The sequence below is a fragment of the Salmonella sp. A29-2 genome, assembly GCF_020150755.1.
Lineage (GTDB): Bacteria > Pseudomonadota > Gammaproteobacteria > Enterobacterales > Enterobacteriaceae > Salmonella > Salmonella enterica.
The window spans coordinates 1126132-1149701 of the sequence record NZ_CP083731.1; the positions used below are offsets into that span (position 1 = coordinate 1126132).

Here is a 23570-nt window from a genome sequence, read left to right on the forward strand (position 1 = left end):
TGAAAAATAATTAATTTCCTCTATTCCTGTTTTGTAAAACCTTCGTTCAGTAGGCGCATTCTGCCCCCCTTCCCGGATTTACTGGCAAAGTGGAGCCCGGACAGAGAGTCATATTGCAAAATCCCGTTTCCGTTTTTTTATTACCAGATTTTTGTGGTCGAAAGATTGCCTTTTTCTTAATTGAATGATAATTATTATTATTAGCATATGATAATAATTACTATATAGACGTAACCTGGCAAGGATGTGAGCTTGAGGGCAACAGCGCTACTTTAGACATTATTTAGGGAATGGGTATGAGAGTTAATAAGTTCCTCTGGTTAATAACCGTGGTTTCTACAGGGGTTAATAGTCCATTATCAGCAGCAGAATCTACTGACGACAACGGCGAAACGATGGTGGTTGAATCCACCGCCGAGCAAGTATTAAAGCAACAGCCGGGCGTTTCGATTATTACTCGTGACGATATTCAAAAGAATCCTCCCGTTAACGATCTTGCCGATATTATTCGTAAGATGCCTGGGGTTAATCTTACCGGCAATAGCGCCTCGGGGACGCGCGGAAATAACCGACAAATTGATATTCGTGGTATGGGGCCGGAAAATACCTTAGTGCTGATTGACGGCGTGCCGGTGACGTCGCGAAATTCGGTTCGCTATAGCTGGCGCGGAGAACGCGACACCCGTGGCGATACAAACTGGGTACCGCCGGAGATGGTAGAACGTATTGAAGTGATCCGTGGGCCCGCCGCCGCGCGCTATGGCTCCGGTGCCGCAGGCGGGGTGGTGAATATCATCACCAAACGCCCCACTAATGACTGGCACGGCTCGCTGTCGCTCTATACCAACCAGCCGGAAAGCAGCAAGGAAGGTGACACCCGGCGGGGTAACTTTAGCCTTAGCGGCCCGTTGGCTGGTGATACGTTGACGATGCGCCTGTACGGTAATCTCAACAGAACCGATGCCGACAGCTGGGATATTAACTCCTCCGCCGGGACCAAAAATGCCGCCGGACGGGAAGGGGTCACCAATAAAGATATTAATAGCGTCTTCTCATGGAAAATGACCCCGCGGCAAATCCTTGATTTTGAAGCGGGATACAGTCGGCAGGGGAATATCTATGCCGGCGATACGCAAAACAGTACTTCAAACGCGGTTACCAAAAGTCTCGCGCAGTCCGGGCGGGAGACCAATCGCCTGTACCGGCAGAATTACGGTCTAACTCATAACGGCATCTGGGACTGGGGGCAAAGCCGCCTGGGGTTCTACTATGAAAAAACCGATAATACCCGCATGAATGAGGGGCTCTCCGGCGGCGGCGAGGGGCGTATTACCAACGACCAGACGTTCACCACTAACCGCCTGACCTCGTATCGCACCAGCGGCGAGGTGAATGTCCCGGTGATATGGCTATTTGAGCAAACGCTCACCGTCGGCGCGGAGTGGAACCGCGATGAGCTGAACGATCCTTCCTCTACCAGTCTGACGGTTAAGGATAGCAATATCGCCGGGATTCCCGGTTCGGCGGCTAACCGTAGCAGCAAAAATAAATCGGAAATCAGTGCGCTGTACGTTGAAGATAATATCGAACCCATGGCCGGTACCAATATTATTCCGGGCCTGCGTTTTGACTATTTGAGCGAATCCGGGAGTAATTTTAGTCCCAGTCTTAACCTTTCCCAGGAGTTAGGTGAATACGTCAAGGTGAAAGCCGGTATTGCCCGGGCCTTTAAGGCACCGAACTTGTATCAAACCAGTGAGGGGTATTTACTCTATTCGAAAGGCAACGGTTGTCCAAAAGATATTACGTCGGGCGGCTGTTACCTGGTCGGTAATAAGAATCTCGATCCTGAAATTAGCATCAATAAAGAGATCGGGCTGGAATTTACCGTAGACGATTACCACGCAAGCGTAACGTATTTCCGTAACGATTATCAGAATAAGATTGTCGCAGGTGATAAGATTATTGGCAGAAGCGCATCTGGCGCTTATGTATTGCAGTGGCAGAACGGCGGTAAGGCGCTGATTGAAGGTATTGAAGCCAGCATGGCTGTTCCGCTGATGCCGGACCGTCTGAACTGGAATACCAATGCGACTTATATGATCGCTTCTGAGCAAAAAGATACCGGCAATCCCTTATCGATAATCCCGAAATATACGGTGAATACCTTCCTCGACTGGACTATTACCAGCGCGCTCTCCGCTAACGTCAACTGGACGTTATACGGCAAGCAAAAACCGCGAACACATGCGGAGTCGCGTAGTGAAGAGACCAAAGGATTGTCCGGGAAAGCGCTGGGGGCTTACTCACTGGTCGGCGCTAACGTTAACTACGATATCAATAAGAACCTGCGTCTTAATGTCGGTATCAGCAATATCTTCGATAAACAGATCTATCGCTCCGCCGAAGGGGCAAATACCTATAACGAACCGGGTCGGGCTTATTATGCCGGTGTGACGGCCTCGTTTTGATGGATTATGCCCGTCGCTGGCGGGCATATTCTGGCGGCGGGTTAATGACAGCGTGGTTTTTGGCTTGCCGGTTCGCGACTGATATCCAGCAATGCACTGCGAAAAGAGGCGTTAAACATGGGCCCGTGGCCCAGGCCCGGGTAATGCTGCAGGGCCGCGTTAACGCCGTTGTTCTCAAGCGTTCTCACGGTCTCCTGAACTTTTTGCAGGAGCTCGGCCATCTGGCATTGCCTGCTATCCCCATTCGACGCTGAACCTTCCATTATAATGAGTTTTTTATGGCAGAACGGCGACGGCTTCACTGCCGTAAGGCGATTCAACAGGGCAAAGTTATCCCTGCTGAGTGACGGGCTGGCGCTGTAATAGATATGAAAGAAGGATGACGACAGCCAGGAGTCCAAAGCGAACAGGCCGCCATAAGAATGTCCCCATACCCCGCGCCGTTCGGAGTTGATGGTTATTCCTTGTTCCACCTGCGGCGCGATATGTCTCTCCAGTAGCTGGCGGAACGCTGGCCCGCCGCCGGTTTTACGATGAAAACGCGGGTTATTTTCACTGTCATCGCGATCGATTCCCGGCGCCGGCGTATAGTCATAAGCTCTGCCGTTAAGATCAAACGGCAGGTTAGTCTGATAGCCAATCGCCACAATCACCGGCGGCGAGTGGTCTGCCAGCTGTTTGAGCAGCGTCTCCGGCAGCCTGTCCATCACTGCGTTGCCGTCCAGCATATATAAAACAGGATAACCCGACGGCGGGGCGGCTTTATTGGGAATAGCGGTCCATACCCGGTAATGTCTTGCGCCATCGGTAGATTGAAAGTCATTGACCCTAAAATGGTAATATCCCGAACCTTTATCAGCGATATTCGGCCCTAATGGCTGCATATCCGGCTGCGCATAACTCAGCGCGCTAAAACAAAAACTCACTAAAAATAGCGCCATGCGATAGCACTTGTTGTGGTACTGGCGACCATACATCGGATGTGATTCCTTTTTGGCAGGTGAAGTTTTATCGGGGCAGTAGACGTAATCCGTCAATCAGCGCGCCGCGCCACCAGGCATAATCGTGACCGCCGGTGTACACGCTGCAATGGCTTTCAACGCCGGCGGCGCGCAATTTTTCATGCAACTGTTTGACCTGCGGGACCGTCGAACCTTCCAGCGATCCCACGCACAGATGCGTACGTACGGCTGGCGAGGGCGCGGATAACACATGTTCGCTGACCCATGAGCGCTCTTCTGCGCTGAAATGGTTCGGGCGGTTGCGGTTGTCCGGCGTCCACCACATTGAGGGGGAGTGGCTCAGCACCAGGCCGAAGCTCTCTGGCGCGTGGCGGGCCGCCATCAGCGCGGTCACGCCGCCGAGGCTTTGCCCAGCCAGCACCGTTTGTGTACGGTCCGCCCACCGCCGTTCCGGGTATTTGGCGCGAAGGGTTGGCAGCAGGCGTTCGGCAATGTCGAGCACCAGCTCGCGGCGACCGCCGAGGATTGCGACGCGTTCACGCGCGTTGATGTTATCAACGCCGAGTACGGCCACCGGCGCGATGCGTCCGCTGCGGATGGCGGCGTCAATGGCGGCGCTTACCCCAAGATGGTCGAACCAGATCTCGCCATCCGTGAGTACCAGTAAGCCCAGCGGTTGTACGACAGGAACGTCAGGAAGATACAGCCGCACACGGCGACGTTGTCCGGCGAGCCGATGTTCTGAGGTGAAAAGCTGCCCGGCGTAAGCGCGACAGCCTGACCACTCCTCCTGTGCCGGGGCATGATCCAACGCTAGAACGGACTCCTGCGTATTACCCCGAACATTTATTCCCGGCGTGCTGTTCAGCGGGTCCGCCTTCCCGACAAGGGAGGCGAAACGGCTTCCAAGCTGCAACACCGTCTCGTCCGGGGTTTCCGGTGGTATTTCGACCATCGTATAGGAACCGCAGTAGGACGCCGGTAAGCGAAGCGTCAGATGCCAGATATCCGTTGTGGGCAGTTGCGTCATCATACCTTTCGCCACGTTATCTTTATCGGTGACACGGTTCAGGCGAACATAAACCCCCCGCAGAGGAGAGGCGGCACGCCACAGGAAGGTGACTTCCCGTTCATCGTCTGCGCCGTTAATGGCTGTCACCAGCGGCAGCGCGAGCGAGTTTGCTTCTCGCCAGAAGTGAGAAGCGTCAACCTGGCTTCCGGCGGCGAGTTGGCGGCGAAGGCGCGTAGCGGTCTGTATAGCGACAGGAGCGACGGGCGGGCTCAGTCTCATTCTTTGTATTCCATCTCATTTATATTTCGGTCAGTATCAATAGCTAAAGCGGCTGTTACAGGAACAGCCGCTTGCGGGCTTTCTTTTGCGTAAATCGTGGCGATAAAAACTATCCTATGACCTCTCCTTGCGTATCGCGTGTCTGGCCGATGCTGTCCCGCCACAGACGAGCATACAGGCCATGAGCCGCTATCAACTGCTCATGGCTGCCATATTCAGCGATACATCCTTTATCGATTACGACAATAACATCGCAGCGACGAGCGGTGGTCAGCCGGTGCGCGACGATAAGCGCGATGCGTTTCTCGGTATGCGTCACTCCGGTAAGCGAGGTTATTAAGCGCTCCTCGGCGCTGCGGTCGATACGTGCTGTCGCCTCGTCGAGCAGCAGAATGTGCGCCTGCGCCAGTTGGGCGCGGGCGAGGGCAATCAACTGACGCTGGCCCGCGGATAGATCCGTGCCGCCGTTATTGACCGGAGTACGAAACCCCAGCGGCAGATGTTGCACAGTTTCAAAGAGTCCCGCCTGTCGCGCCGCGATCTCCACCTCCGTGTCGCTGCTGTCTGGCCGCGAATAGCGGATATTTTCGGCAATATCGCCGCTAAATAATGCGACATCCTGAGTGACCAGCCCCGTCTGGCGACGATAATCACTAAGCGACGCGGCATCAATTAGGCGCTCACCGACACGGATTTGCCCGCTGCCGGGAGAGTAGAGCCCGGCCAGCAGCTTGATCAGCGTCGATTTGCCAGCGCCGCTACGTCCGACCACCGCGACTACCGTTCCTGGCGGAATGGTGAGCGAGAGATTATCAAGCACAGGTTGCGTTTTTTCGGGATAGCGGAATGTCAATGCCTCCAGACGTAGCGCGCCGCCAGTGCCAGGCGTTATGGAGGACGGTTCAATATTCTCCGTTTCCTCAGTCGCCAATAGCGCATTGATATGTTTGCCGCTGGCGGTCGCCTGCTGCCAGGAATCAACAATGCCTGACAACTGCTGTACCGGGCCATAAAATTGTCCCAGTAGCAGGAAGAACGCCGCCAGTATCCCGGGCGTCATTTCGCCTTCGGCGACCCGGGTCGCTCCGATTAAAAGCACGGCGGCATAGGCGGCCTCGGTGCAGAAGGTCAGGAACGGAAAATAGACAGCAAGGTATTTTTGCGCCCGCACGCGGGTGGCGCGGAAGTTGTCTGATAACGCCCGTAGCCTGGCGGCTTCCTGCTTCTGTTGACCGTGTGACTGCACTACCCGCATACCGGAGACCTTTTCCTGAAGCGTACTGTTCACCTTACCAATTTCCAGCCGTGCCTGGGCGTAGGCAGGCGAGCTCAAACGGCGGTAAATCCACGTCGCCAGTATCACTACAGGTACGGCGCTTAATGCCGTTAACGCAAGAATGGGGTCAAGCCAGAACATTGCCGCGGCGATAGCGACCATCGTCACGATGCTGGTGGCCGCGCTGGCAAGACCGTTTTGCAGAAATCGGGCGAGTGAATCAACGTCGACGGTCATGCGAGTAAGACGCGAGTCGATGTGCTTCTCGTGCCAAGGAAGACTCAGGCGTAGCAGGTGGCTGAAGCTGCGTAAGCGTACCGTATGCTGTACCGACTCTGCCGCGCGGGCGGCGAAGATCGTTTGCAGCGCATAGCAGCACCAACCGATCGCCACCAGGCACAGCGCGAGCAGGGCGCATATGCCAATAGTCGACATATCCCCTGCGGCAACGCCTGAGTCAATACCGCGCTGCAAAAGCACCAGCACGCCAACGCCTGCGGCGGAATCAAGCGCGATAAGCAGGGCGGCGATGACGAACATCCAGGCTACTGGCGTCAGCAGCGATGAGACTTGACGCCCGTGGCCTGCCAGCGCCATCTGTACGGCGCGTTCCGGAACGCGCGTCATTCGGTCGACAAAACCTTTTCCAGCGGGTGTCTGGCGCTCATGCGCGTCGTCGGATTTTACCGCCTGCGTTGTTGGCCATAGCGTACGTTGTTCTGCCGGGGCAAGGGCGAGAAAATCCCCCTCGCCGCTCATCAGCGAGCGAAACGTCGGACACCTTGCATCCAGCTCCGCCTGGGTACCGATATCCACGACGCGGCCTTTATCCAGCACGACGATCCGATCGGCTAACTGCAGTGTTGAACGGCGGCGTGCAATCACCAGCAGCATATGCTCATTATCGGCATAACGACCAAGAGCCGTGTTAATTTCCGCTTCAGTACCGGCATCGACCGCCGAGGTGGTGTCATCGAGAATCAGCAGTTCCGGCGCGGTAATCAGTGCCCGGGCTAGCGCAATACGCTGGCGTTGGCCGCCGGAGAGGTTGCTTCCGCGTTCGGTCAGTCGGGTGTTGAACCCCTGCGGTAGCGCATTGATGAACCCGCTGGCGCCTGCGGCATCGGCGGCGCGTCGAATGTCGTCCTGAGTCGCTTGCGGGTGCCCATAGGCGATGTTTTCCGCCACCGTACCGGCAAACAGAAACGCGTCTTCAAACACTACGCCAACGCGACGACGAAGCGCCGTCAGTTTCAGGTCGCGAATATTCTGTTGACCCGTAGTGGTGTTGAGCCATACTCCGCCGGAGGTGGGATCGTAAAAGCGCGCCAGCAACATCAGCAATGTTGATTTTCCGGAGCCGGATGCGCCAACCACCGCCACGGTTTCACCGGCGTGAATGGAAAACGAGATCTCATTGAGGATACGGTTACCGTTGTCGTAGTGGAAACTCATCTTCTCCACGTCCAGCCCGATAATCTGACCCTCAACCGACTCAGTACCGTCTTCCATGCGAGAACGCGTGTCGATAAGCGCGAAGACGCGCTCTACCGACGCCTGTGTGCGCTGTGCGATAACCAAAAACGATGCCAGTACGCGGGTAGGGCCGGTCAGCATAGCGAGAAAACTCGCGAACGCAACGAAGGTTCCCAGATCGATTCGCCCATTCATTACCGACCAGCCGCCATAGCACAGCAGGACGATTTGCCCTATCACCGGTAGCGCCAGCATGGTTGCGCCCGGCATCGCCTGCGAGATAGCGGCGCCGATGCGTACCCGCACCATCTGCCGCGACTGACCATCGAGCCAACGCGTTTCGCGTAACTCCGCCACGCAGGACTTCACCACTGAGATCTGTTCCAATACTTCGCGCATATGTTCCGTCATGTGCGCCAGCCGGTCTGAGGCAAGCCCCGTTTGCGCGAAAACACGGCGACGGGCGCGCAGGGCGGTAATAGCAAGGGCGGCCAGTACGCAAATCACGATAAGCGTCATGGATGGCGACATCCATAGCATTACCGCGATACCGGCCACATAGTAAGTGAGCACCGCCAGCGGCACCGGACACATCTGTAGCAAGGTGTGTACCTGTTGAAGATCGCTGTTGGTACGCGAAATGACCTGCCCGGTACGCAAGGCGTCCTGGCCTGCGCCGTCCAGTTTTTGAATACTGTCGAACGCACGGCTACGTAACGTATGCTGAACCCACAACGAGAGTTCTCCGGCATAGCCGCGGCGCACGTAATTCCCGATAAAATCAAAAAGGGCAATTAACAGCAGGCCGCAGGCAAGTAACGGCAGGTGGGTCGTATCGCCTGCTATCGCGTCATTGACGGCCTGACGCGTTATTAGCGGCGTCAGCGCAGCCAGTAAAATGGTCGATACTGATGCTACGATGACAATGATGCTCAGTGTTTTACGTTCCCAACACACGCGGGCAAGGCGAACTATCCAGGCACGAGCGGGCATGGGGGAATGAGTCGCGGGCATTAAGCCTCCTTATCGGTGAAAGATGAGATATGGCGACACACGCTGGGTTCAGCCGCCATATTGTCATTGCGCTGCCGCGGTTAGCCGTGTTGCAGCATGGCGATCAGTTTTTTTGCCACCTCGGTCGGGCAAGGCTGGGCCGCCATTTCCGCCGCGACCTCCTGCGACGCCTCGCGAAGCGCGCGATTACCGAGGAAGGTATTGATCATGCTGCTCGTAAGCCCGCTCTTACCGGGAATAATGCCGCATCCGCGCTCGACCACGGCGCGGGCATTGACGGGTCTGTCGGCACCCTGGCCAAAGACTATCTGCGGAATGCCGGCATGCAGCGCCGTCAGGGTGTTGCCTGCGCCGCCATGGTGGATAAAACCGTCGGCGCCGTTAAGGAAAACGCCCATCGGAAGCCAGTCGACCAGACGGACATTCGGCGGCAGTGAACGTAAATCCGAGCGGGCGTTTGCCGGAAGATGCAGGATGATTTCGGCATCTACTTCGCCGGCAGAATCCATTACCCAGGAAATCAGATCCAGGCCATCCACCATCGGTTTGACGGTGCCGAGGCTGACCAGAAGACGCTTGCGATCAGGTGTACGTTCCCACCATTTTTCCCAGACGGCGCCGCCGTTATACGGGACGTATTGCATGGAGATAACCGGCTCTCCGTCATTTTGCAGTATGCTCATGCTGGGCGGTGTGACGTCTATCCACGCCAGATCTCTTGGTGGCGCGCTGACCCCATGGCGGCGGTAGGCGTTAGAAAGTGATTTCGTCACGCCTTTGATGTGCCAGGGCGTATGACCGAAGCCGACGGTTTGCATCACTACCGGAATGTCATACTTAGCGGCAATCAGTGGTCCAACGACCCCAAGGGGAGGGTAGACGATGAGATCTGGTCGCCACTGCCCGGCGAACGCGACCAGTGGGTCAGTCATCTCTTCGCTGAAGAATGAGAAGTTCCCCATTTTTGTTCCAATGTTATTTTCTTTTCGCAATGCCTCCTGACGGCGATAACCCGCTTCCGAATCGAAACCAGGCGCAGCGTCAAATACCACCAACCCAGCTTCTGCTGCTTTCTGTGCAAATTTTCCACCGCTTGCAATCAGCACTTCATGGCCATTAACACGAAACGCTTGCGCCAGGGACAGCACAGGGTATAGCAGTCCATACAGTGGCGGACCGACAAACAGAATACGCATGAGAAATCCTCTCTCTCCACGTCATAAATCGAACAAGTCGTTAATGAGAATGATAATAATTAACAATATCATTTGAAAAATGCAATAACAAATACGACCCTTGATCATGTGATGATTTTTTTCATAAAAATCGGGGAAGAGGAGAGCGTTAAGCGGTGAAGTTTAGTTTCAGACTTATTTACGCGCGTATGGTCGCGAAGGCAAAGCGCCAGGATTGGGGAACTGGATTCGCATACCAGACGCCCGTGGATTATTAATGATAACTTCGTAAATAACCTTTCAGACAATGAGGTAAACGTACCGACAGCAAGGTAACGGGAAACGTAGGGAGTAGTATTGATAACACGTTGCGGGGCAATTTAACGCTGTCCGGCGGCGGATCGTGTTCTGTGTGGACTTTCCGGCGTTAAATCCCGTATCACCTGCGAACCTGGACTATCTCTGTGGTATCAACTCTGTAGTAATTTTGTCCCCTTCGTCTTCATTAGCCAATGAAACCGGTTTTACGTTACCGTTCGAATGTTGCGAACGAACAGCTCTGTATGCGGACTATCGTCACCGCTCTGCGATTTTTATAGCGCATCAGCCACACGATTTATTGGTTCTTGAAAACCAAGGTTTTTGATAAAGCAATCCTCCATGAGAAAAGCGACTAAAATTCTTCCTTATCTGATGTAAAGGAGAAAATCATGGCTACTATTGGGTATATTCGGGTGTCAACAATTGACCAAAATATCGATTTACAGCGTAATGCGCTTACTTGTGCAAATTGTGACCGCATTTTTGAGGACCGTATCAGTGGCAAGATTGCAAACCGCCCCGGCCTGAAACGAGCGTTAAAGTATGTAAATAAAGGCGATACTCTTGTCGTCTGGAAATTAGACAGACTGGGCCGCAGCGTGAAAAACCTGGTGGCGTTAATATCAGAATTACATGAACGTGGAGCTCACTTCCATTCTTTAACCGATAGTATTGATACCAGTAGCGCGATGGGGAGATTCTTTTTTCATGTAATGTCAGCACTGGCCGAGATGGAGCGAGAATTAATTGTCGAGCGAACCCTTGCCGGACTGGCTGCCGCCAGAGCGCAAGGACGACTGGGAGGGCGCCCTCGGGCGATCAATAGACATGAACAGGAACAGATTAGCCGGCTATTAGAGAAAGGCCATCCTCGGCAGCAACTAGCTATTATTTTTGGTATTGGCGTATCTACCTTATACAGATATTTTCCGGCAAGCCGTATAAAAAAACGAATGAATTAAAATAAAAATTACAACAGGATGGATATAACATTTTTGTAATGCAGGCGTATGGCATAAATAAACCGGAAGGGTACACGAAAAAGACAGCATCTAATTAAAAAGAGACAAAATTCAACGCATTAACATATATAGTGTAGCGCGCTCACGATAAGGCCTATGTTACATCCAGCTATAGACGACATCGCTCAAAACACTACCAGACACAGTATTCACCTGGAAAGGCTTTTTAATCAAAATGTTAGATGTAAGCAATTACGGACAGAAAAAATAGTAAAGTTTATGCCTCAAGTGTCGATAACCTGGATGACACAGGTAAGCCTGGCATAACATTGGTTATCAAAAACCTTCCAAAAGGAAAATTTTATGGCACAAGTAATCAACACTAACAGTCTGTCGCTGCTGACCCAGAATAACCTGAACAAATCCCAGTCCGCACTGGGCACCGCTATCGAGCGTCTGTCTTCCGGTCTGCGTATCAACAGCGCGAAAGACGATGCGGCAGGTCAGGCGATTGCTAACCGTTTTACCGCGAACATCAAAGGTCTGACTCAGGCTTCCCGTAACGCTAACGACGGTATCTCCATTGCGCAGACCACTGAAGGCGCGCTGAACGAAATCAACAACAACCTGCAGCGTGTGCGTGAACTGGCGGTTCAGTCTGCTAACAGCACTAACTCCCAGTCTGACCTCGACTCTATCCAGGCTGAAATTACCCAGCGTCTGAACGAAATCGACCGTGTATCCGGCCAGACTCAGTTCAACGGCGTGAAAGTCCTGGCGCAGGACAACACCCTGACCATCCAGGTTGGTGCCAACGACGGTGAAACTATCGATATCGATCTGAAGCAGATCAACTCTCAGACCCTGGGCCTGGATTCACTGAACGTGCAGAAAGCGTATGATGTAGATAGTAAGGCTGTGACAGTAGCTGCCAATTTAGATATTACTGATCTTAATAAAGACGCAGCCCTTAAAGCAGGCACTGGTGCTACAACAGGTACTGCAGCAATAAAAGATGGCAAAGTTTATTATGATAGTGCTAGCAAAAACTACTATGTTGAAGTTACCGGTCTGACCACCCCTGATGACGGTAAAAATGGCTTCTATAAAGTAAATGTCGCCGATGATGGTAAGGTGTCTATGACCGCTGGTACGGCTATGGAGGCGGGTAAACCAGCTGGTGCGGTAGAAGTAACAAAAACTCAGGAAGAAAAAAATCCATTACCATTATCAACAGATCTCAAAACCTCCCTTAAATCTGGCGGGATTACAGACCCAGAAATTGCTGCTGCCCAGGTTGTCAAAATGTCTTACACCGATAAAAATGGTAAGACGATTGATGGCGGTTACGCTGTAAAGGTGGGCGATAATTACTATGCCGCTACCCAGAAAAAAGATGGTAGCTTCAGTGTTAACACCACGTCTTACACCGCAGCTGACGGTACTACCAAAACTGCCCTGAACCAACTGGGTGGCGCAGACGGTAAAACTGAAGTCGTTTCTATTGACGGTAAAACCTACAATGCCAGCAAAGCCGCTGGTCATGATTTCAAAGCACAGCCAGAGCTGGCGGAAGCAGCTGCTAAAACCACTGAAAACCCGCTGCAGAAAATTGATGCTGCTTTGGCGCAGGTGGATGCGCTGCGTTCTGACCTGGGTGCGGTTCAAAACCGTTTCAACTCCGCTATCACCAACTTGGGCAATACCGTAAATAACCTGTCTTCTGCCCGTAGCCGTATCGAAGATTCCGACTATGCGACCGAAGTCTCCAACATGTCTCGCGCGCAGATTCTGCAGCAGGCCGGTACCTCCGTTCTGGCGCAGGCTAACCAGGTCCCGCAGAACGTGCTGTCTCTGTTACGTTAATTTATTTTGTTTTATTCAGCCCCGTGAATCCGGGGCTTTTTCATTCAGCATAGATGAATATATCTTTATGGAATGTATAGCTGTAAATGATATTTCCTACGGGCGAGAGGCTGAAATATGGCCGCGGGATTATTCTATGCTTGCTCGTCGAGTTCAATTTCTACGTTTTAATGATATCCCTGTTCGATTGGTGAGTAATAATGCCCGGATAATCACAGGCTACATTGCGAAGTTTAATCCGAAGGAAAATTTGATTCTGGCTTCGGATAAACCTAAAGGAAATAAGCGCATTGAAGTTAAACTAGAGTCTCTGGCAATTCTTGAAGAATTATCAGGTAATGACGCTTTTAATCTTTCGCTGGTGCCGGCTGACGGATTTAATCTTCAGCAATATACTCCATCAAGAAGAGATTATTTCTCGATTTGCAATAAGTGCTATAAACAGGGAGTCGGTATCAAAATCTATATGAAGTATGGACAGGTTTTGACTGGCAAAACGACAGGCGTAAATGCGTGTCAGGTTGGTGTGAGGACATCCAATGGCAATCATATGCAAGTTATGTTTGACTGGGTGAGCAGGATCACGTCTTCGGATTATGCTGAATAACGCATACGGTAATAAAAAATTCCGTGAGAAAATATTGCTCCTGGAGGAACAGAGACCATTCGACAGCGCATAGATAGTTTCGCCGCTGCTCGTGCCACTACGGCCAGGACGCTTAAAGCAGCTGACAGAAAAGAATTGATCATTAAAGCTTCGCAAAGAAGGTCTGCTGAATCTTCGCAAATCTATGGATACCGTAGCCCAACATCCTGGCGTCTCACGGGCAACTGCTTATCTTTATGCTCGACAGTCTGACTGCGAGCTTTGTCCCAGCCAGGCAGGACTCTCAGTGAGTGTTCTATTTTCTTTGACTCTCGTATTCCAATTCTTTCGGGAGTTATTGGTGAGACTTTTGGCGTTTTGCCCTGTCACCCATCGCGCAGCCGCTTTACCCACCGCGTCATTTGACTCCAGTGTCCGTAAGGTTCTCTGCAATCCTCACCAGGCGGCAATGGACGTAAAAAAGCCCGCAGAGCTTGTGCTGTGCGGGCTTTCTGTACTTCACCGGACGTATCCGGATCATTATTTGGTGGAGCTGGCTGAGAGCGGCACCAAATACTAACTGTCTGACTCTTTGAGCAATGTAGCGGGAGTCAATGTCACATTAAGGCAGTAATTTTCAAGTGGTTACACAAGCTTGTTCATATCAATGTTAAAACCAGCTTGTTTCATTTCTTTGGCTAACTGAAGATGCCATGCGTTTGCCTCGTCCATTTTTATGTAGACGACCCCACTAATATCATTCGGAAGTTCTATTGCTCCATCAACCAAAGCTACTACACGATCTCTTCCTAACTTACCTATCAAAAAACCATGTTCGAAAACAACGTTTTGACGGGCTCTTAACTGTAGGTCGTCTGCATTGCCTTTAGCATTGCCTATATCGTCCGGCGTGTATAGCACAACAGCAAATCCCACATCAGTAAACTGCTCGATTTTCTCTATTATGGTTCTACCAGAGCTTGCTTGTTCATGCAGAATAATAGCTTTGTAATCCAATTGTTCTACAAAACGAGCAGTCTTGATCTTCGCTGCATCATCATGCCCGTGAACAATGAAAACTTTGTCAGAGTTTGTGTTTGTTGTTGATTTATTTGTTTTTTTTGATGCGATCGATTTTTTGCTGCCAGCGGGACCAGTGATGAATTCATCAGTTACATCAGGAGCTCGATATATCGCACGTTCTAGGTAAGACGGTCCGCCAAACATAATCACACTTGAATTTCGATCTTCTGCTTCTATCGCAGGTATAAAAGATTCAATGCTGGTTTCAGTAGCCTTAACAGTTAATCTGTTGATTTCTGATGTTTGAATAGTCGTGCCGTTTACTGTAATTGGATTGCCTAGCTCGTAAGGTTCTATGAAGCGAGCAATCAGCTGCTCTTTGGTGAGATCTGTTTTGTTTTCTTCAGCACCATCTTTGCCAGTTTTTACTGGTTTCTTTTGAATAACAACGTGATACAACATATCATTTTCCTTGTATGGCACGATAATTACTTTTAGTCTACTTGCTGTTTTAAGTAACTTGTTCTGAGCGCTTTTTTGCGGCTTTGAGCTGCTGTGTAAAAAAACGAGCTCTATCTTTTTGTCTGAAGTCAACCTGACCGGCTGCATGCAGCTTACCTGCTAGCTTTTCTAGATGGATTATTTTTGTAGCGTTGTCTTTTGCTTCAGCCAAAGTAGCGAATTCTTTTCCGATTGAATCGTTATGTGCCCAACGTACCTTAAGTTCCCCATCCTGAATGACTATCCCCGTAAGCAGCTTTCCCTCTGATGACGGATAAAATCGCTCTTTTTTGTCTTTAGAGGTGAGTCCATGGGAACGAATACATTTTTTAGCTTGGGCGGCAAATCCTTTTGGGATTTTCGAACCAGAGAACGCCACATCGTCAACATATGCCGTAAATACTAAGCTGTTTGAGGCCGCAAGGTTGCTAAGCTCGTCGAACATGTCTTTATTGGCCCAAAACGCCATAGCCATGCTTATCGGACTGCCTGTGGGCACTTTTCCTGCAAAGGTTGAGAGATTGGTCATGATATAAGATACATCAGGTGACATCTCAAATTTTTCTACAAGTGCCTTGTAGACCTTTGCAGCCCTAGTCGAGGGGAAAAACTTATGAATGTCGAGTTTCAGAAGTTCAGTTGCTAGCTTATGTGATTCTACATTAGTAAGTGTTGAATGCTTCTTCCGACCAGAGTGAAGATATGGAGGTAGTTCGATTCTGCTCAATAAAACGCCGATTTTCCTATGAACCGCTTTGAGCTGAGCAATTGGTTCCTGTATTGTCCTTCCGGCATCATTTACAAATTCTTTGTACGCTGAGTCAAGCATTAGCTTGTCTGCTTGTTTCTTGGATAGCCCTATGATTTCAAGTAATTTTCTTTTATTTTTAAGCTTGAATAGAGGCGATTGATTCAGGGGATAAATCTTTGGGGGACTTTGAAGACTAGGGGTACGTTTTGTGCTTTTCATCGTTGTTGTTCCTATCCATTATAGCCTCCATTACAGGAATCCCTTGATGGATGCAAAGATGGAGGCAACAGCTTCAGAATGAAAAACAGCAGAAATCACTTCGCTGATAACTAAGGTAAACAAGAGCTTACCGGCATCTTTGGAGTATTTCTTTAGTCTTTCCTTCACACAAAACGTTTGCTGAACACTAGCCTGGTATTTTTTACGTGTCTTTCGACTTGTATTTGTCTTTCGACGTTTACGTGTCTTACGACTCATAATTACATCTCCTTCTCAGTTCCCGGTCACCACTATGGTTACCGGCCTCGCCTGAACTGACAGGAATAAGAGATGTTCAGCAATTAACCCCAGTATTCGACGTCACTGTGTGACGTCCCCTCGCCACAATCCGGCAATCCCAACTGTTACAGCAAGTACCAGAGCGTTGGTGATGCGTTAGCATCGTAACGTTGGAACATTGAGAACGTGTGGCATGCGTCGTGTGGGGAGAGAATAGAGGCCGAAGCCTCCACGATGGCTGACGAGCAGACCATCAAGCTTTTGCGAGGAGCTCTCTCCTAGGTACTAGCGGGGATATTTTATGATCATATTCATGTGGTTAGCAATAGAGCAGAGGATGAAGTGGTTTACTGAATTTGGCCACCTGAACAGAGGTGATATGCTCACCTCAGAACATTACAGGTGCCTCAATGAAAAAAAGAAATTTCAGTGCAGAGTTTAAACGCGAATCCGCTCAACTGGTCCTTGATCAGAACTACACCGTTGTAGCTGCGGCCAGTGCTATGGATGTGGGCCTTTCTACCATGACGCGATGGGTAAAGCAGTTGCGGGATGAACGACAGGGCAAAATACCTAAAGCCTCCCCTATAACCCCGGAACAAATTGAAATACGTGAGCTGAAGAAAAAGCTACAACGCATTGAAATGCAAAACGACATATTAAAAAAGGCTACCGCGCTCTTGATGCCAGACTCCCTGAACAGTTCTTGTTAATCGGGAAACTCAGAGCGCAGTATCCTGTGGTCACACTCTGCCACGTGTTCGGGGTTCATCGAAGCAGCTATAAATACTGGGAAAAAAGCCCCGAAAAGCCAGATGGCAGGCGAGCTGTGTTACGTAGTCAGGTTCTGGAACTGCATAACGTCAGCCATGGCTCTGCTGGCGCAAGAAGCATCGCGATTATGGCAACCATGAGAGGCTTCAGAATGGGACGCTGGCTTGCCGGCAGGCTCATGAAAGAACTGGGGCTGGTGAGTTGTCAGCAGCCTACCCACCGGTATAAACGTGGTTGTCATGAACACATCGTTATCCCGAATCGCCTTGAGCGACAGTTCGCAGTTACAGAACCTAACCAGGTGTGGTGCGGTGATGTGACATATATCTGGACAGGCAAGCGTTGGGCTTACCTGGCAGTTGTTCTCGATCTGTTCGCAAGGAAACCGGTGGGCTGGGCAATGTCATTCTCGCCGGACAGCAGGCTGACCATCAAAGCGCTGGGAATGGCGTGGGAAGCTCGCGGTAAACCAGCCGAAGTGATGTTCCACAGTGACCAGGGTAGCCACTATACAAGCAGGCAGTTCCGGCAGTTACTGTGGCGTTGCCGGATCAGGCAGAGTATGAGCCGACGAGGAAACTGTTGGGACAACAGCCCGATGAAACGCTTCTTCAGAAGTCTGAAAAACGAGTGGGTGCCAGTGACTGGTTATACAAACTTTAGCGAAGCTGCTCATGCGATTACAGGCTATATCGTAGGGTATTACAGCTCGTTAAGGCCGCATGACTATAACGGTGGATTACCCCCAAACGAATCGGAAAACCGATACTGGAAAAACTCTAAAGCCGTGGCCAGTTTTAGTTGACCACTTCACCTGCAAGGATTTGACCTTGGCTTGTGCCACCATGCGAGCAATGACCTGGTAATAGTGTTCACTGAAAGTAGCTTTGAGGTGTGGCAGTTCGTCCAGAACTGTACTTGCTTCGGCCCGGTGCAGAGATGGTTTATCATCGTAAGCGATGCGTTCTTTCAAATCAGAGACAACCATATCTAATGTCTCAAGATAATCGTTAAGATCACCTTCATTACGTGCAGAGCCACAGAACCAATGTTCTGTTTCCTCGGCGGTCCATTCGGCAATTTTTGCTCGAAGTTTTGCTTTGATTTGCTCTTGTGTTGATTTTTCCATCACGCCATTCTTCAGTTTCTTGGGGGCCCCCAAAGAAGCAACCATCTGTTGGCAAAGTGCCTGTAAACGCAGGGCAAGAAGACGAGCACGCTGAAAGCTTGCTGTTTGCAGGCTCAGTCTGTATTCGATGGCATTGCCCTCAGATACGAAACGCTTCCTGAACCACCAGGTGTGGTTACGCTTATAGAGGTAATGGGGGATGCTGTTTGATGGCATATGGTACACTCCTGAGTCACAGTTGTGCCACACGTCCAAAGAAAAACGGCCTGAAACTCCAAGAGAATCAGGCCGTTATATTTGGTGGAGCTGGCGGGAGTTGAACCCGCGTCCGAAATTCCTACATCCTCGGTACTACATGCTTAGTCAGTCTTTACATTCGCCTGGCACCTGCGAACGGACACGCCACTACCAGACTAGCCTGATTCGTTTTAACGCTTCAACCCCAGGCAGGGCATCCGCGCGATCTCTTTTGGGTTTGACCTCTCTTGATCCCCGTCCTAAGAGCGGAGGCTAGGGAGAGAGGGCTCTAAGCAGGTTATTAAGCTGCTAAAGCGTAGTTTTCGTCGTTTGCGACTATTTTTTTGCGGCTTTTTACGAGGCCAACCGCCCCTCGGCATGCACCTTGGGTTTCGCAAATCCCGTCGAATCCAGAATCAGCCCCAATGTGTAAGGTAAGTATAACAGACTTGTGACACGCGTGACCAGCCCCCGTATCTTCTTATCTTCAACGATTTACCGCTCGCGCAGCGCTTCTTTCGCGCGATTAAACGGTTTGATTAAATAGTCGACAATGGTTTTTTCACCAGTTTTGATATCCACCGTGGCGATCATGCCTGGAACAATCGAAAAACGGCGTCCTGATTTATTTTGTAGATAGTCCTGGTGGGTGCGGATAAATACGCGATAGTAGAAAATTTCCGGTTTCACTTTATCCTGAATGGTGTCCGGTGAAATGGTCTCCACCACGCCGTCAAGCCCGCCGTAAATGGCGTAATCGTAAGCAGTAATTTTAACCAATGCGCGTTGGCCGGGATGAATAAAGGCGATATCACGTGGCGAAAGGCGGGTTTCAATCAGCAGACGATCGTCTACCGGCACTATCTCCATCATCTCGCCGTTAGGCGGGATTACGCCGCCAATCGTCGTGACCTGGATATTTTTAACAATGCCGCGTACCGGCGAACGCACGGTGAGGCGGGTGACGGAATCCTCACGTCCTTTTAAAATGGCGGAGAGCATATCGACCTCAGCGTTCGCTTTCGATAACGCTTCGCGTGCCTGCACATAATATTGTGAGCGCAGATCGGTAATTTTTAAGCCTAAATCGCTTTTTTGTCGTTGCAGGCGTAGCACTTCAACATGACTGGCCGCGCCGCTTTTCTCCAGCCGCTGGGTAATGGTCAGCTCTTTATTAACCGACGCCAGCGCATCCCGTAGCTCGGCTTCGGTATCGGCCAGCTGCGCGCGGCGGCTTTTATAGAGACGCGTCTCTGCGGCAATCAGGTCCGGCCAGCCGTTCAGCTCAGCGGGGAAGGCGAGAGGTAAGTCGCTGACTTCCGCAGTTAACCGTGCGCTGGAGGCGAGTGAAGCGCGATATTTTGCCGCACTTTCACCCACACTGGACGCCAGACGCGTCGGATCAAGCCGGGCGACAATCTGGTTAGCCTGAACTCTGTCGCCTTCCCGCACCGTCAACTGCGCCAGAATGCCGCCATCCAGCGACTGCAGAACCTGTTCGCGTGAACTTGGGATCACTTTCCCGTTGCCGGTGGAAACCTCATCCAGTCGGCCAAACCACGCCCAGATGCCGAGAATGAGAAATAACAGTGAGCAGATCAGAACAATACGACACGCGCCGGAAAACGCCCGTTCACGCTGAATATCGAAATCGTCCATCGCGGCATCATGCTGATTGATTTTCATTTTTCCACTCCCGACGGTGACTTTGCATCCGATCCGCGTTAAGCGCCTGCGCTTTTGGCGCATCCATCACCAGTTGTCCTTCTTTCAGGACAACGACACGCTCAACCAGCTCCAGTATTGGTACCCGGTGCGTCGCGACGACCAGGGTACGATTGCCAAGCCACTGATGTAACCGCTGAATAAACTCTCGTTCCGTATGCTCGTCCAGCGAGGCGCTGGGTTCGTCAAGTAGCACAATATTGGGGGAGCGCAGCAGCATTCTCGCCAGCAACAGGGACTGGCGCTGCCCGCCGGACAGGCCGTTACCACCCTCCATAATGGGATGATCCAACCCTTTTGCCAGCCGCCTGACGAAGACGGCGCCGCCGCTGACTTCGAGCGCGTCAAAAATCTGTTCATCGTTGGCGTGCGGCGCGCCGAGCGTCAGGTTCTCTCGTAGGGTGCCGAAGAAAAGCCGCGCGTTCTGGCTAAGAAAGCCGATGTTGCGGCGTAAATCCGCCATATCGATGTGCGACAAGCTGAGATTATCAAGCCGAGCATCTCCCTGAATCATCTCCAGGCCGCCCGCCATCGCCTGTAAAAGTGTGGATTTACCCGCACCGTTACGCCCCAGTATCGCAATCCGCTCGCCTGGCATGATCTCCAGACGCACGAGGCGCAACGGTATGCGTTGATCGTCGTTATGGTAACGAAACTGAGCGTTTTCAAAGAGGTAATGCCCGTGGAGGATGTCGCGGTGTATCAGGCTATCATCATGCTGTGTCTCGGTGGGCAGTTGCATAATGTTGTCGAGACCCATCTTCGCCGCTTTCACCTGCTGCCAGCGCGCCAGCACGCCGCACAGGTTAGCCATTGGCGCGATCATCCGCGAGCCGAGCATCGACGCGGCGACCACGGCGCCGGTAGTCATACTGCCTTCAATGACCATCGGCGCGCCGAACATAATCACTGCGGCATACACCAGACTTTGTACCGACATCCCCCAACTGATAAGCCTTTGCGTGAGTTTGCGGGTGCGTAGACCCGACTCGCCGGTAATACGGATATAGCTATTCCACTGCTGAAGAAAGCGGTTCTCCGCCTGCATCAGTTTAATATCCTCCAGCCCCTGAACGCTTTCGACTAAGACTGCATTGCGTAGCGTCGCTTCGTGGGCGGCCTGGTTGGCGAGGACAGCCAGTTTTTTTTGCAGTGCGACGCCCGGCAGGATCATCAGCAGAGCCGCCACGGGCGCTATCCATGCCAGCGGTGGGGCAATAATCGCCAGGACTACCATAAACAGGAAAAAGAAAGGCAGATCGACAATGGTCGCCAGCGTTGAAGAGGTAATCATCTCGCGGATCTGCTCCAGTTCACGTAACTGCGAGATAAAACTGCCGGTGGAACGGGGGATAGCGCTGTTGCGCAGCCTTAACGCATGACCGAATACTCGATCGGAAATGCGCATATCGGCGCGTTTACCGAGCACATCCATAATGTGCGTACGCGCTTCACGCAGCAGAAAACCGAACAGCACCGCTACCAGCACGCCGAAAGAGAGAACGTACAGGGTAGGATATGACTGAGCGGGGATCACTCGATCGTAAACCTGCATAGAGAACACAATCCCGGCCAGAGACAGCACGTTAATCAGAAAGGCGGCGACCATTACCGGTAAATAAGGGCGAATATCCTGCAGAACCAGCTCGCGCATCCAGTCGGGTTTAAAGCGGGAGATATAGCGATCGACGCGGCTATCCTTGAGCGCCGATAGCGGGCGTAGCGCGGCAACATAGAGGATCTCCGGCAATAACTCGCTGAACGTCAGGCGGTTACGCTGACCCTCTTCTTCAATCACAAAAACGTCTACCGCATCTTCGTCATTAACATGTTCGATGACCAATAACTGCCCGTCCCGGAGCTCGACAACCAACGGCAATCGCCACTGACTAAATGCCGTTTTGTCTATGTCTGGCGCATGAAAGGATAAACCCGCCTGCCGCGCGAGCTGCGTTAAGGCGGCCGTTCTGCTTTTACCCCTAAACCACGGGGCGTTGGCCTGAATTGAACCGGGAGAACAGGCAACGCGATAATGACCGGCGACATAGCTGATGGCCTGCGCCCATTGGCTCAGCGCGCGCTCACTGAGTACCTCTTCTACATCGGGGGCGGCGCGGGTCATGGCTGGATCTCCACGGATTGAATGCTGCGATGATTTAACGCGAACGCCTGACGAAGCGCGCCGGTGTTATACAGACAGTTCAGTTGCAACTGATGCAACTGGCTTTCCGTTTGCAGTTCGGCAAAACGCGCCTGGTAAACTTCCTGCTCCGCATTAAGCACGTCGAGCAGCGGGCGGGAACCGAGGTCAAGGTATTGCTGCTGATACAGTTCGCGCGTGCGTTCGCTAAGCTGCTGTTGCCGACGAAGGATTTGTAACGCGCTGGCAAGACTCATTGCCTGGCTGCGCGCCTCCATCAGTTTCTGGCGGACATCAAGCCGGGTGCGCTGAATGGTCGACTGAGCCGCGTCTACCGCATGGCTGGCGGCGTTGCGTCGGGCAGTCAGCCCTCCGCCCTGATAAAGCGGCATCTCAACTTTTACCCAGGTGGAATACTGGGTTTTATCCAGCACTTCATGACTGGGATATTTATCATTAAGATAATGTTGTACAGAAGGTTCGAGCGAAATCGTCGGCGTCATTTGCGCGCTGGCATAGTCCAGATTCGCCCGCGCAACGTTGGCCTGCGCCCAGGCGGCCAGTACCGCGGGCACCAGTCGATCGTCGGGCGTCGCCGTCTCACAGCTGCGAGCGAGTTTCGCCGGGAAGTCATTATTGATGCCGTTAAGCGAATTCCAGCCCAGCCAGCTCATCAGTGAGGCTTTCGCACTATCGAGATTGGCCTGATACTGCGCCAGTTGCGAGCGGGCGGATTCGATTCTGGCTTCGGTTTGCACCACGTCAGATAGCGACGTAGCGCCTTCATCGCTGCGCTGCCGGATAAGTTTACCGATGCCGTCCAGCGCGATGAGCTGTTCTTCCGCCGCTTCTACCATTTGCTGCCAGCTCTGCGTTTGTACAATGGCGTTGGCGGTTTCGTGCGCGACGGTATCAATACTGAGCAACACATTGGCCTGTTGCTGCGCTGCGCCTGCGGTTTCGGCGCGAACCTGGCTTGCCACTTTGCCGAAGTCATAAAGCATTTGCGATACCGACAGCACCAGCGAGGGGCTATACCCGTGATCGGTGTAGGTATTGCTGTACCCATTGTTCACGCCAGCGCTGACTTGCGGATAATATTTCGATTTGGCGACCTCTATTTGTTCATTCTGTGCGAGCAGTTTGCCGACGGCTTCGCGAATAGAAGGATGCCAGTTAACGGCGCGATTGACCGCGTCATTGAGCGTCAGGTTGCCCGGCGCGGCGGCGCTGAGCGGCAGCTCAGCGGCGGAGCCATCCAGCGAAGGAAGCATCTGGTCCGTTGCTAATCCTTCGGATGTAATCATTGGCGGCGCTTCTGCGCCCCGGGGCTGGTGATGAAACAAAGCAAATGCCAGTACGATGGCGACAGGCGCGACTCTTCCCATAGTT

The 23570-nt window shown here is 52.0% G+C and carries 16 protein-coding genes, 1 other RNA gene and 1 pseudogene; 6 read left to right on the forward strand and 12 right to left on the reverse strand.

What is annotated here, in order from left to right:
• Nucleotides 1-296 precede the first annotated feature (296 nt).
• Nucleotides 297-2471 (forward strand): TonB-dependent siderophore receptor, encoded by a 2175-nt coding sequence (locus tag K8W53_RS05505; protein WP_023224269.1) that lies wholly within the window; start codon nucleotides 297-299, stop codon nucleotides 2469-2471.
• A 41-nt stretch (nucleotides 2472-2512) separates the two neighbouring features.
• Here the strand turns inward: K8W53_RS05505 and K8W53_RS05510 are convergent, their stop codons facing one another.
• The 4 genes from K8W53_RS05510 to iroB all read right to left on the reverse strand — a co-directional run bounded on the left by K8W53_RS05510 (nucleotide 2513) and on the right by iroB (nucleotide 9686).
• A complete protein-coding gene (locus K8W53_RS05510; RefSeq protein ID WP_023224270.1) occupies nucleotides 2513-3448 on the reverse strand; it encodes an alpha/beta hydrolase in 936 nt (311 codons plus the stop codon).
• A gap of 31 nt (nucleotides 3449-3479) precedes the next feature.
• The gene (locus K8W53_RS05515; protein ID WP_023202596.1) at nucleotides 3480-4724 is read right to left on the reverse strand and encodes an esterase family protein; all 1245 of its coding nucleotides are present in this window, start codon (nucleotides 4722-4724) and stop codon (nucleotides 3480-3482) included.
• 109 nt (nucleotides 4725-4833) lie between these two features.
• Entirely contained in the window at nucleotides 4834-8490 is a 3657-nt protein-coding gene (gene iroC / locus K8W53_RS05520; protein ID WP_023224271.1) for a salmochelin/enterobactin export ABC transporter IroC, read from the reverse strand.
• Between the two features lie 80 nt (nucleotides 8491-8570).
• Nucleotides 8571-9686, reverse strand: a complete 1116-nt coding sequence (gene iroB / locus K8W53_RS05525; protein ID WP_023224272.1) for a salmochelin biosynthesis C-glycosyltransferase IroB — start codon at nucleotides 9684-9686, stop codon at nucleotides 8571-8573.
• 689 nt (nucleotides 9687-10375) lie between these two features.
• Here iroB and hin point away from each other — a divergent pair.
• From hin to K8W53_RS05545, 4 genes and pseudogenes are all read left to right on the forward strand, one after another.
• Nucleotides 10376-10948, forward strand: a complete 573-nt coding sequence (gene hin, locus K8W53_RS05530; protein WP_000190910.1) for a flagellar phase variation DNA invertase Hin — start codon at nucleotides 10376-10378, stop codon at nucleotides 10946-10948.
• A 363-nt stretch (nucleotides 10949-11311) separates the two neighbouring features.
• Nucleotides 11312-12814, forward strand: a complete 1503-nt coding sequence (locus K8W53_RS05535) for a FliC/FljB family flagellin (protein WP_000079789.1) — start codon at nucleotides 11312-11314, stop codon at nucleotides 12812-12814.
• Nucleotides 12815-12881: 67 nt separating this feature from the next.
• A complete protein-coding gene (gene fljA, locus K8W53_RS05540; RefSeq protein ID WP_000388871.1) occupies nucleotides 12882-13421 on the forward strand; it encodes a phase 1 flagellin gene repressor FljA in 540 nt (179 codons plus the stop codon).
• Nucleotides 13422-13448: 27 nt separating this feature from the next.
• Nucleotides 13449-13671, forward strand: a pseudogene (locus tag K8W53_RS05545) (helix-turn-helix domain-containing protein); the annotation flags it as partial.
• Nucleotides 13672-14045: 374 nt separating this feature from the next.
• Here K8W53_RS05545 and K8W53_RS05550 read toward each other — a convergent pair.
• Genes K8W53_RS05550 through K8W53_RS05560 form a run of 3 tightly spaced genes read right to left on the reverse strand, consistent with a single transcriptional unit; the run spans nucleotide 14046 to nucleotide 16152 of the window.
• A complete protein-coding gene (locus K8W53_RS05550; protein ID WP_052939546.1) occupies nucleotides 14046-14885 on the reverse strand; it encodes a TIR domain-containing protein in 840 nt (279 codons plus the stop codon).
• Between the two features lie 49 nt (nucleotides 14886-14934).
• Nucleotides 14935-15894, reverse strand: a complete 960-nt coding sequence (locus K8W53_RS05555; protein WP_052939545.1) for a reverse transcriptase family protein — start codon at nucleotides 15892-15894, stop codon at nucleotides 14935-14937.
• A 30-nt stretch (nucleotides 15895-15924) separates the two neighbouring features.
• Complete coding sequence (locus K8W53_RS05560; protein ID WP_017442260.1) at nucleotides 15925-16152, reverse strand: hypothetical protein; 228 nt, start codon at nucleotides 16150-16152, stop codon at nucleotides 15925-15927.
• 431 nt (nucleotides 16153-16583) lie between these two features.
• Between K8W53_RS05560 and K8W53_RS05565 the strand changes: the two genes are divergently transcribed.
• Nucleotides 16584-17752, forward strand: a protein-coding gene (locus K8W53_RS05565; protein ID WP_094300857.1) for an IS3 family transposase whose coding sequence is annotated in 2 segments (ribosomal slippage) — nucleotides 16584-16833 and nucleotides 16833-17752 — 1170 coding nt in all. Because the reading frame shifts where the segments join, the coding sequence is not laid out codon by codon here.
• Here K8W53_RS05565 and K8W53_RS05570 read toward each other — a convergent pair.
• The 5 genes from K8W53_RS05570 to K8W53_RS05590 form a co-directional block, all read right to left on the reverse strand.
• Nucleotides 17687-18292 (reverse strand): hypothetical protein, encoded by a 606-nt coding sequence (locus K8W53_RS05570; RefSeq protein ID WP_052939544.1) that lies wholly within the window; start codon nucleotides 18290-18292, stop codon nucleotides 17687-17689. The two genes, K8W53_RS05565 and K8W53_RS05570, sit on opposite strands and share 66 nt — an antisense overlap.
• Nucleotides 18293-18374: 82 nt before the next feature.
• Nucleotides 18375-18737: a transfer-messenger RNA gene (gene ssrA, locus K8W53_RS05575) on the reverse strand.
• A gap of 71 nt (nucleotides 18738-18808) precedes the next feature.
• The gene (locus tag K8W53_RS05580) at nucleotides 18809-19972 is read right to left on the reverse strand and encodes an HlyD family type I secretion periplasmic adaptor subunit (protein WP_072106078.1); all 1164 of its coding nucleotides are present in this window, start codon (nucleotides 19970-19972) and stop codon (nucleotides 18809-18811) included.
• Nucleotides 19973-19979: 7 nt separating this feature from the next.
• Nucleotides 19980-22160 (reverse strand): type I secretion system permease/ATPase, encoded by a 2181-nt coding sequence (locus tag K8W53_RS05585; protein WP_052939543.1) that lies wholly within the window; start codon nucleotides 22158-22160, stop codon nucleotides 19980-19982.
• Nucleotides 22157-23566: a TolC family outer membrane protein gene (locus tag K8W53_RS05590; RefSeq protein WP_023224284.1), complete on the reverse strand. Its 1410-nt coding sequence runs from the start codon at nucleotides 23564-23566 to the stop codon at nucleotides 22157-22159. Before K8W53_RS05590 ends, K8W53_RS05585 begins: the two co-directional genes overlap by 4 nt.
• Nucleotides 23567-23570: the final 4 nt, after the last annotated feature.

Excerpts from the sequence above, each read along its gene's own strand:
- K8W53_RS05505 (WP_023224269.1), top strand. The coding sequence starts at position 297 with ATGAGAGTTAATAAGTTCCTCTGGTTAATAACCGTGGTTTCTACAGGG.
- K8W53_RS05510 (WP_023224270.1), bottom strand. The coding sequence starts at position 3,448 with ATGTATGGTCGCCAGTACCACAACAAGTGCTATCGCATGGCGCTATTT.
- K8W53_RS05515 (WP_023202596.1), bottom strand. The coding sequence starts at position 4,724 with ATGAGACTGAGCCCGCCCGTCGCTCCTGTCGCTATACAGACCGCTACG.
- iroC (WP_023224271.1), bottom strand. The coding sequence starts at position 8,490 with ATGCCCGCGACTCATTCCCCCATGCCCGCTCGTGCCTGGATAGTTCGC.
- iroB (WP_023224272.1), bottom strand. The coding sequence starts at position 9,686 with ATGCGTATTCTGTTTGTCGGTCCGCCACTGTATGGACTGCTATACCCT.
- hin (WP_000190910.1), top strand. The coding sequence starts at position 10,376 with ATGGCTACTATTGGGTATATTCGGGTGTCAACAATTGACCAAAATATC.
- K8W53_RS05535 (WP_000079789.1), top strand. The coding sequence starts at position 11,312 with ATGGCACAAGTAATCAACACTAACAGTCTGTCGCTGCTGACCCAGAAT.
- fljA (WP_000388871.1), top strand. The coding sequence starts at position 12,882 with ATGGAATGTATAGCTGTAAATGATATTTCCTACGGGCGAGAGGCTGAA.
- K8W53_RS05550 (WP_052939546.1), bottom strand. The coding sequence starts at position 14,885 with ATGTTGTATCACGTTGTTATTCAAAAGAAACCAGTAAAAACTGGCAAA.
- K8W53_RS05555 (WP_052939545.1), bottom strand. The coding sequence starts at position 15,894 with ATGAAAAGCACAAAACGTACCCCTAGTCTTCAAAGTCCCCCAAAGATT.
- K8W53_RS05560 (WP_017442260.1), bottom strand. The coding sequence starts at position 16,152 with ATGAGTCGTAAGACACGTAAACGTCGAAAGACAAATACAAGTCGAAAG.
- K8W53_RS05570 (WP_052939544.1), bottom strand. The coding sequence starts at position 18,292 with ATGCCATCAAACAGCATCCCCCATTACCTCTATAAGCGTAACCACACC.
- K8W53_RS05580 (WP_072106078.1), bottom strand. The coding sequence starts at position 19,972 with ATGGACGATTTCGATATTCAGCGTGAACGGGCGTTTTCCGGCGCGTGT.
- K8W53_RS05585 (WP_052939543.1), bottom strand. The coding sequence starts at position 22,160 with ATGACCCGCGCCGCCCCCGATGTAGAAGAGGTACTCAGTGAGCGCGCG.
- K8W53_RS05590 (WP_023224284.1), bottom strand. The coding sequence starts at position 23,566 with ATGGGAAGAGTCGCGCCTGTCGCCATCGTACTGGCATTTGCTTTGTTT.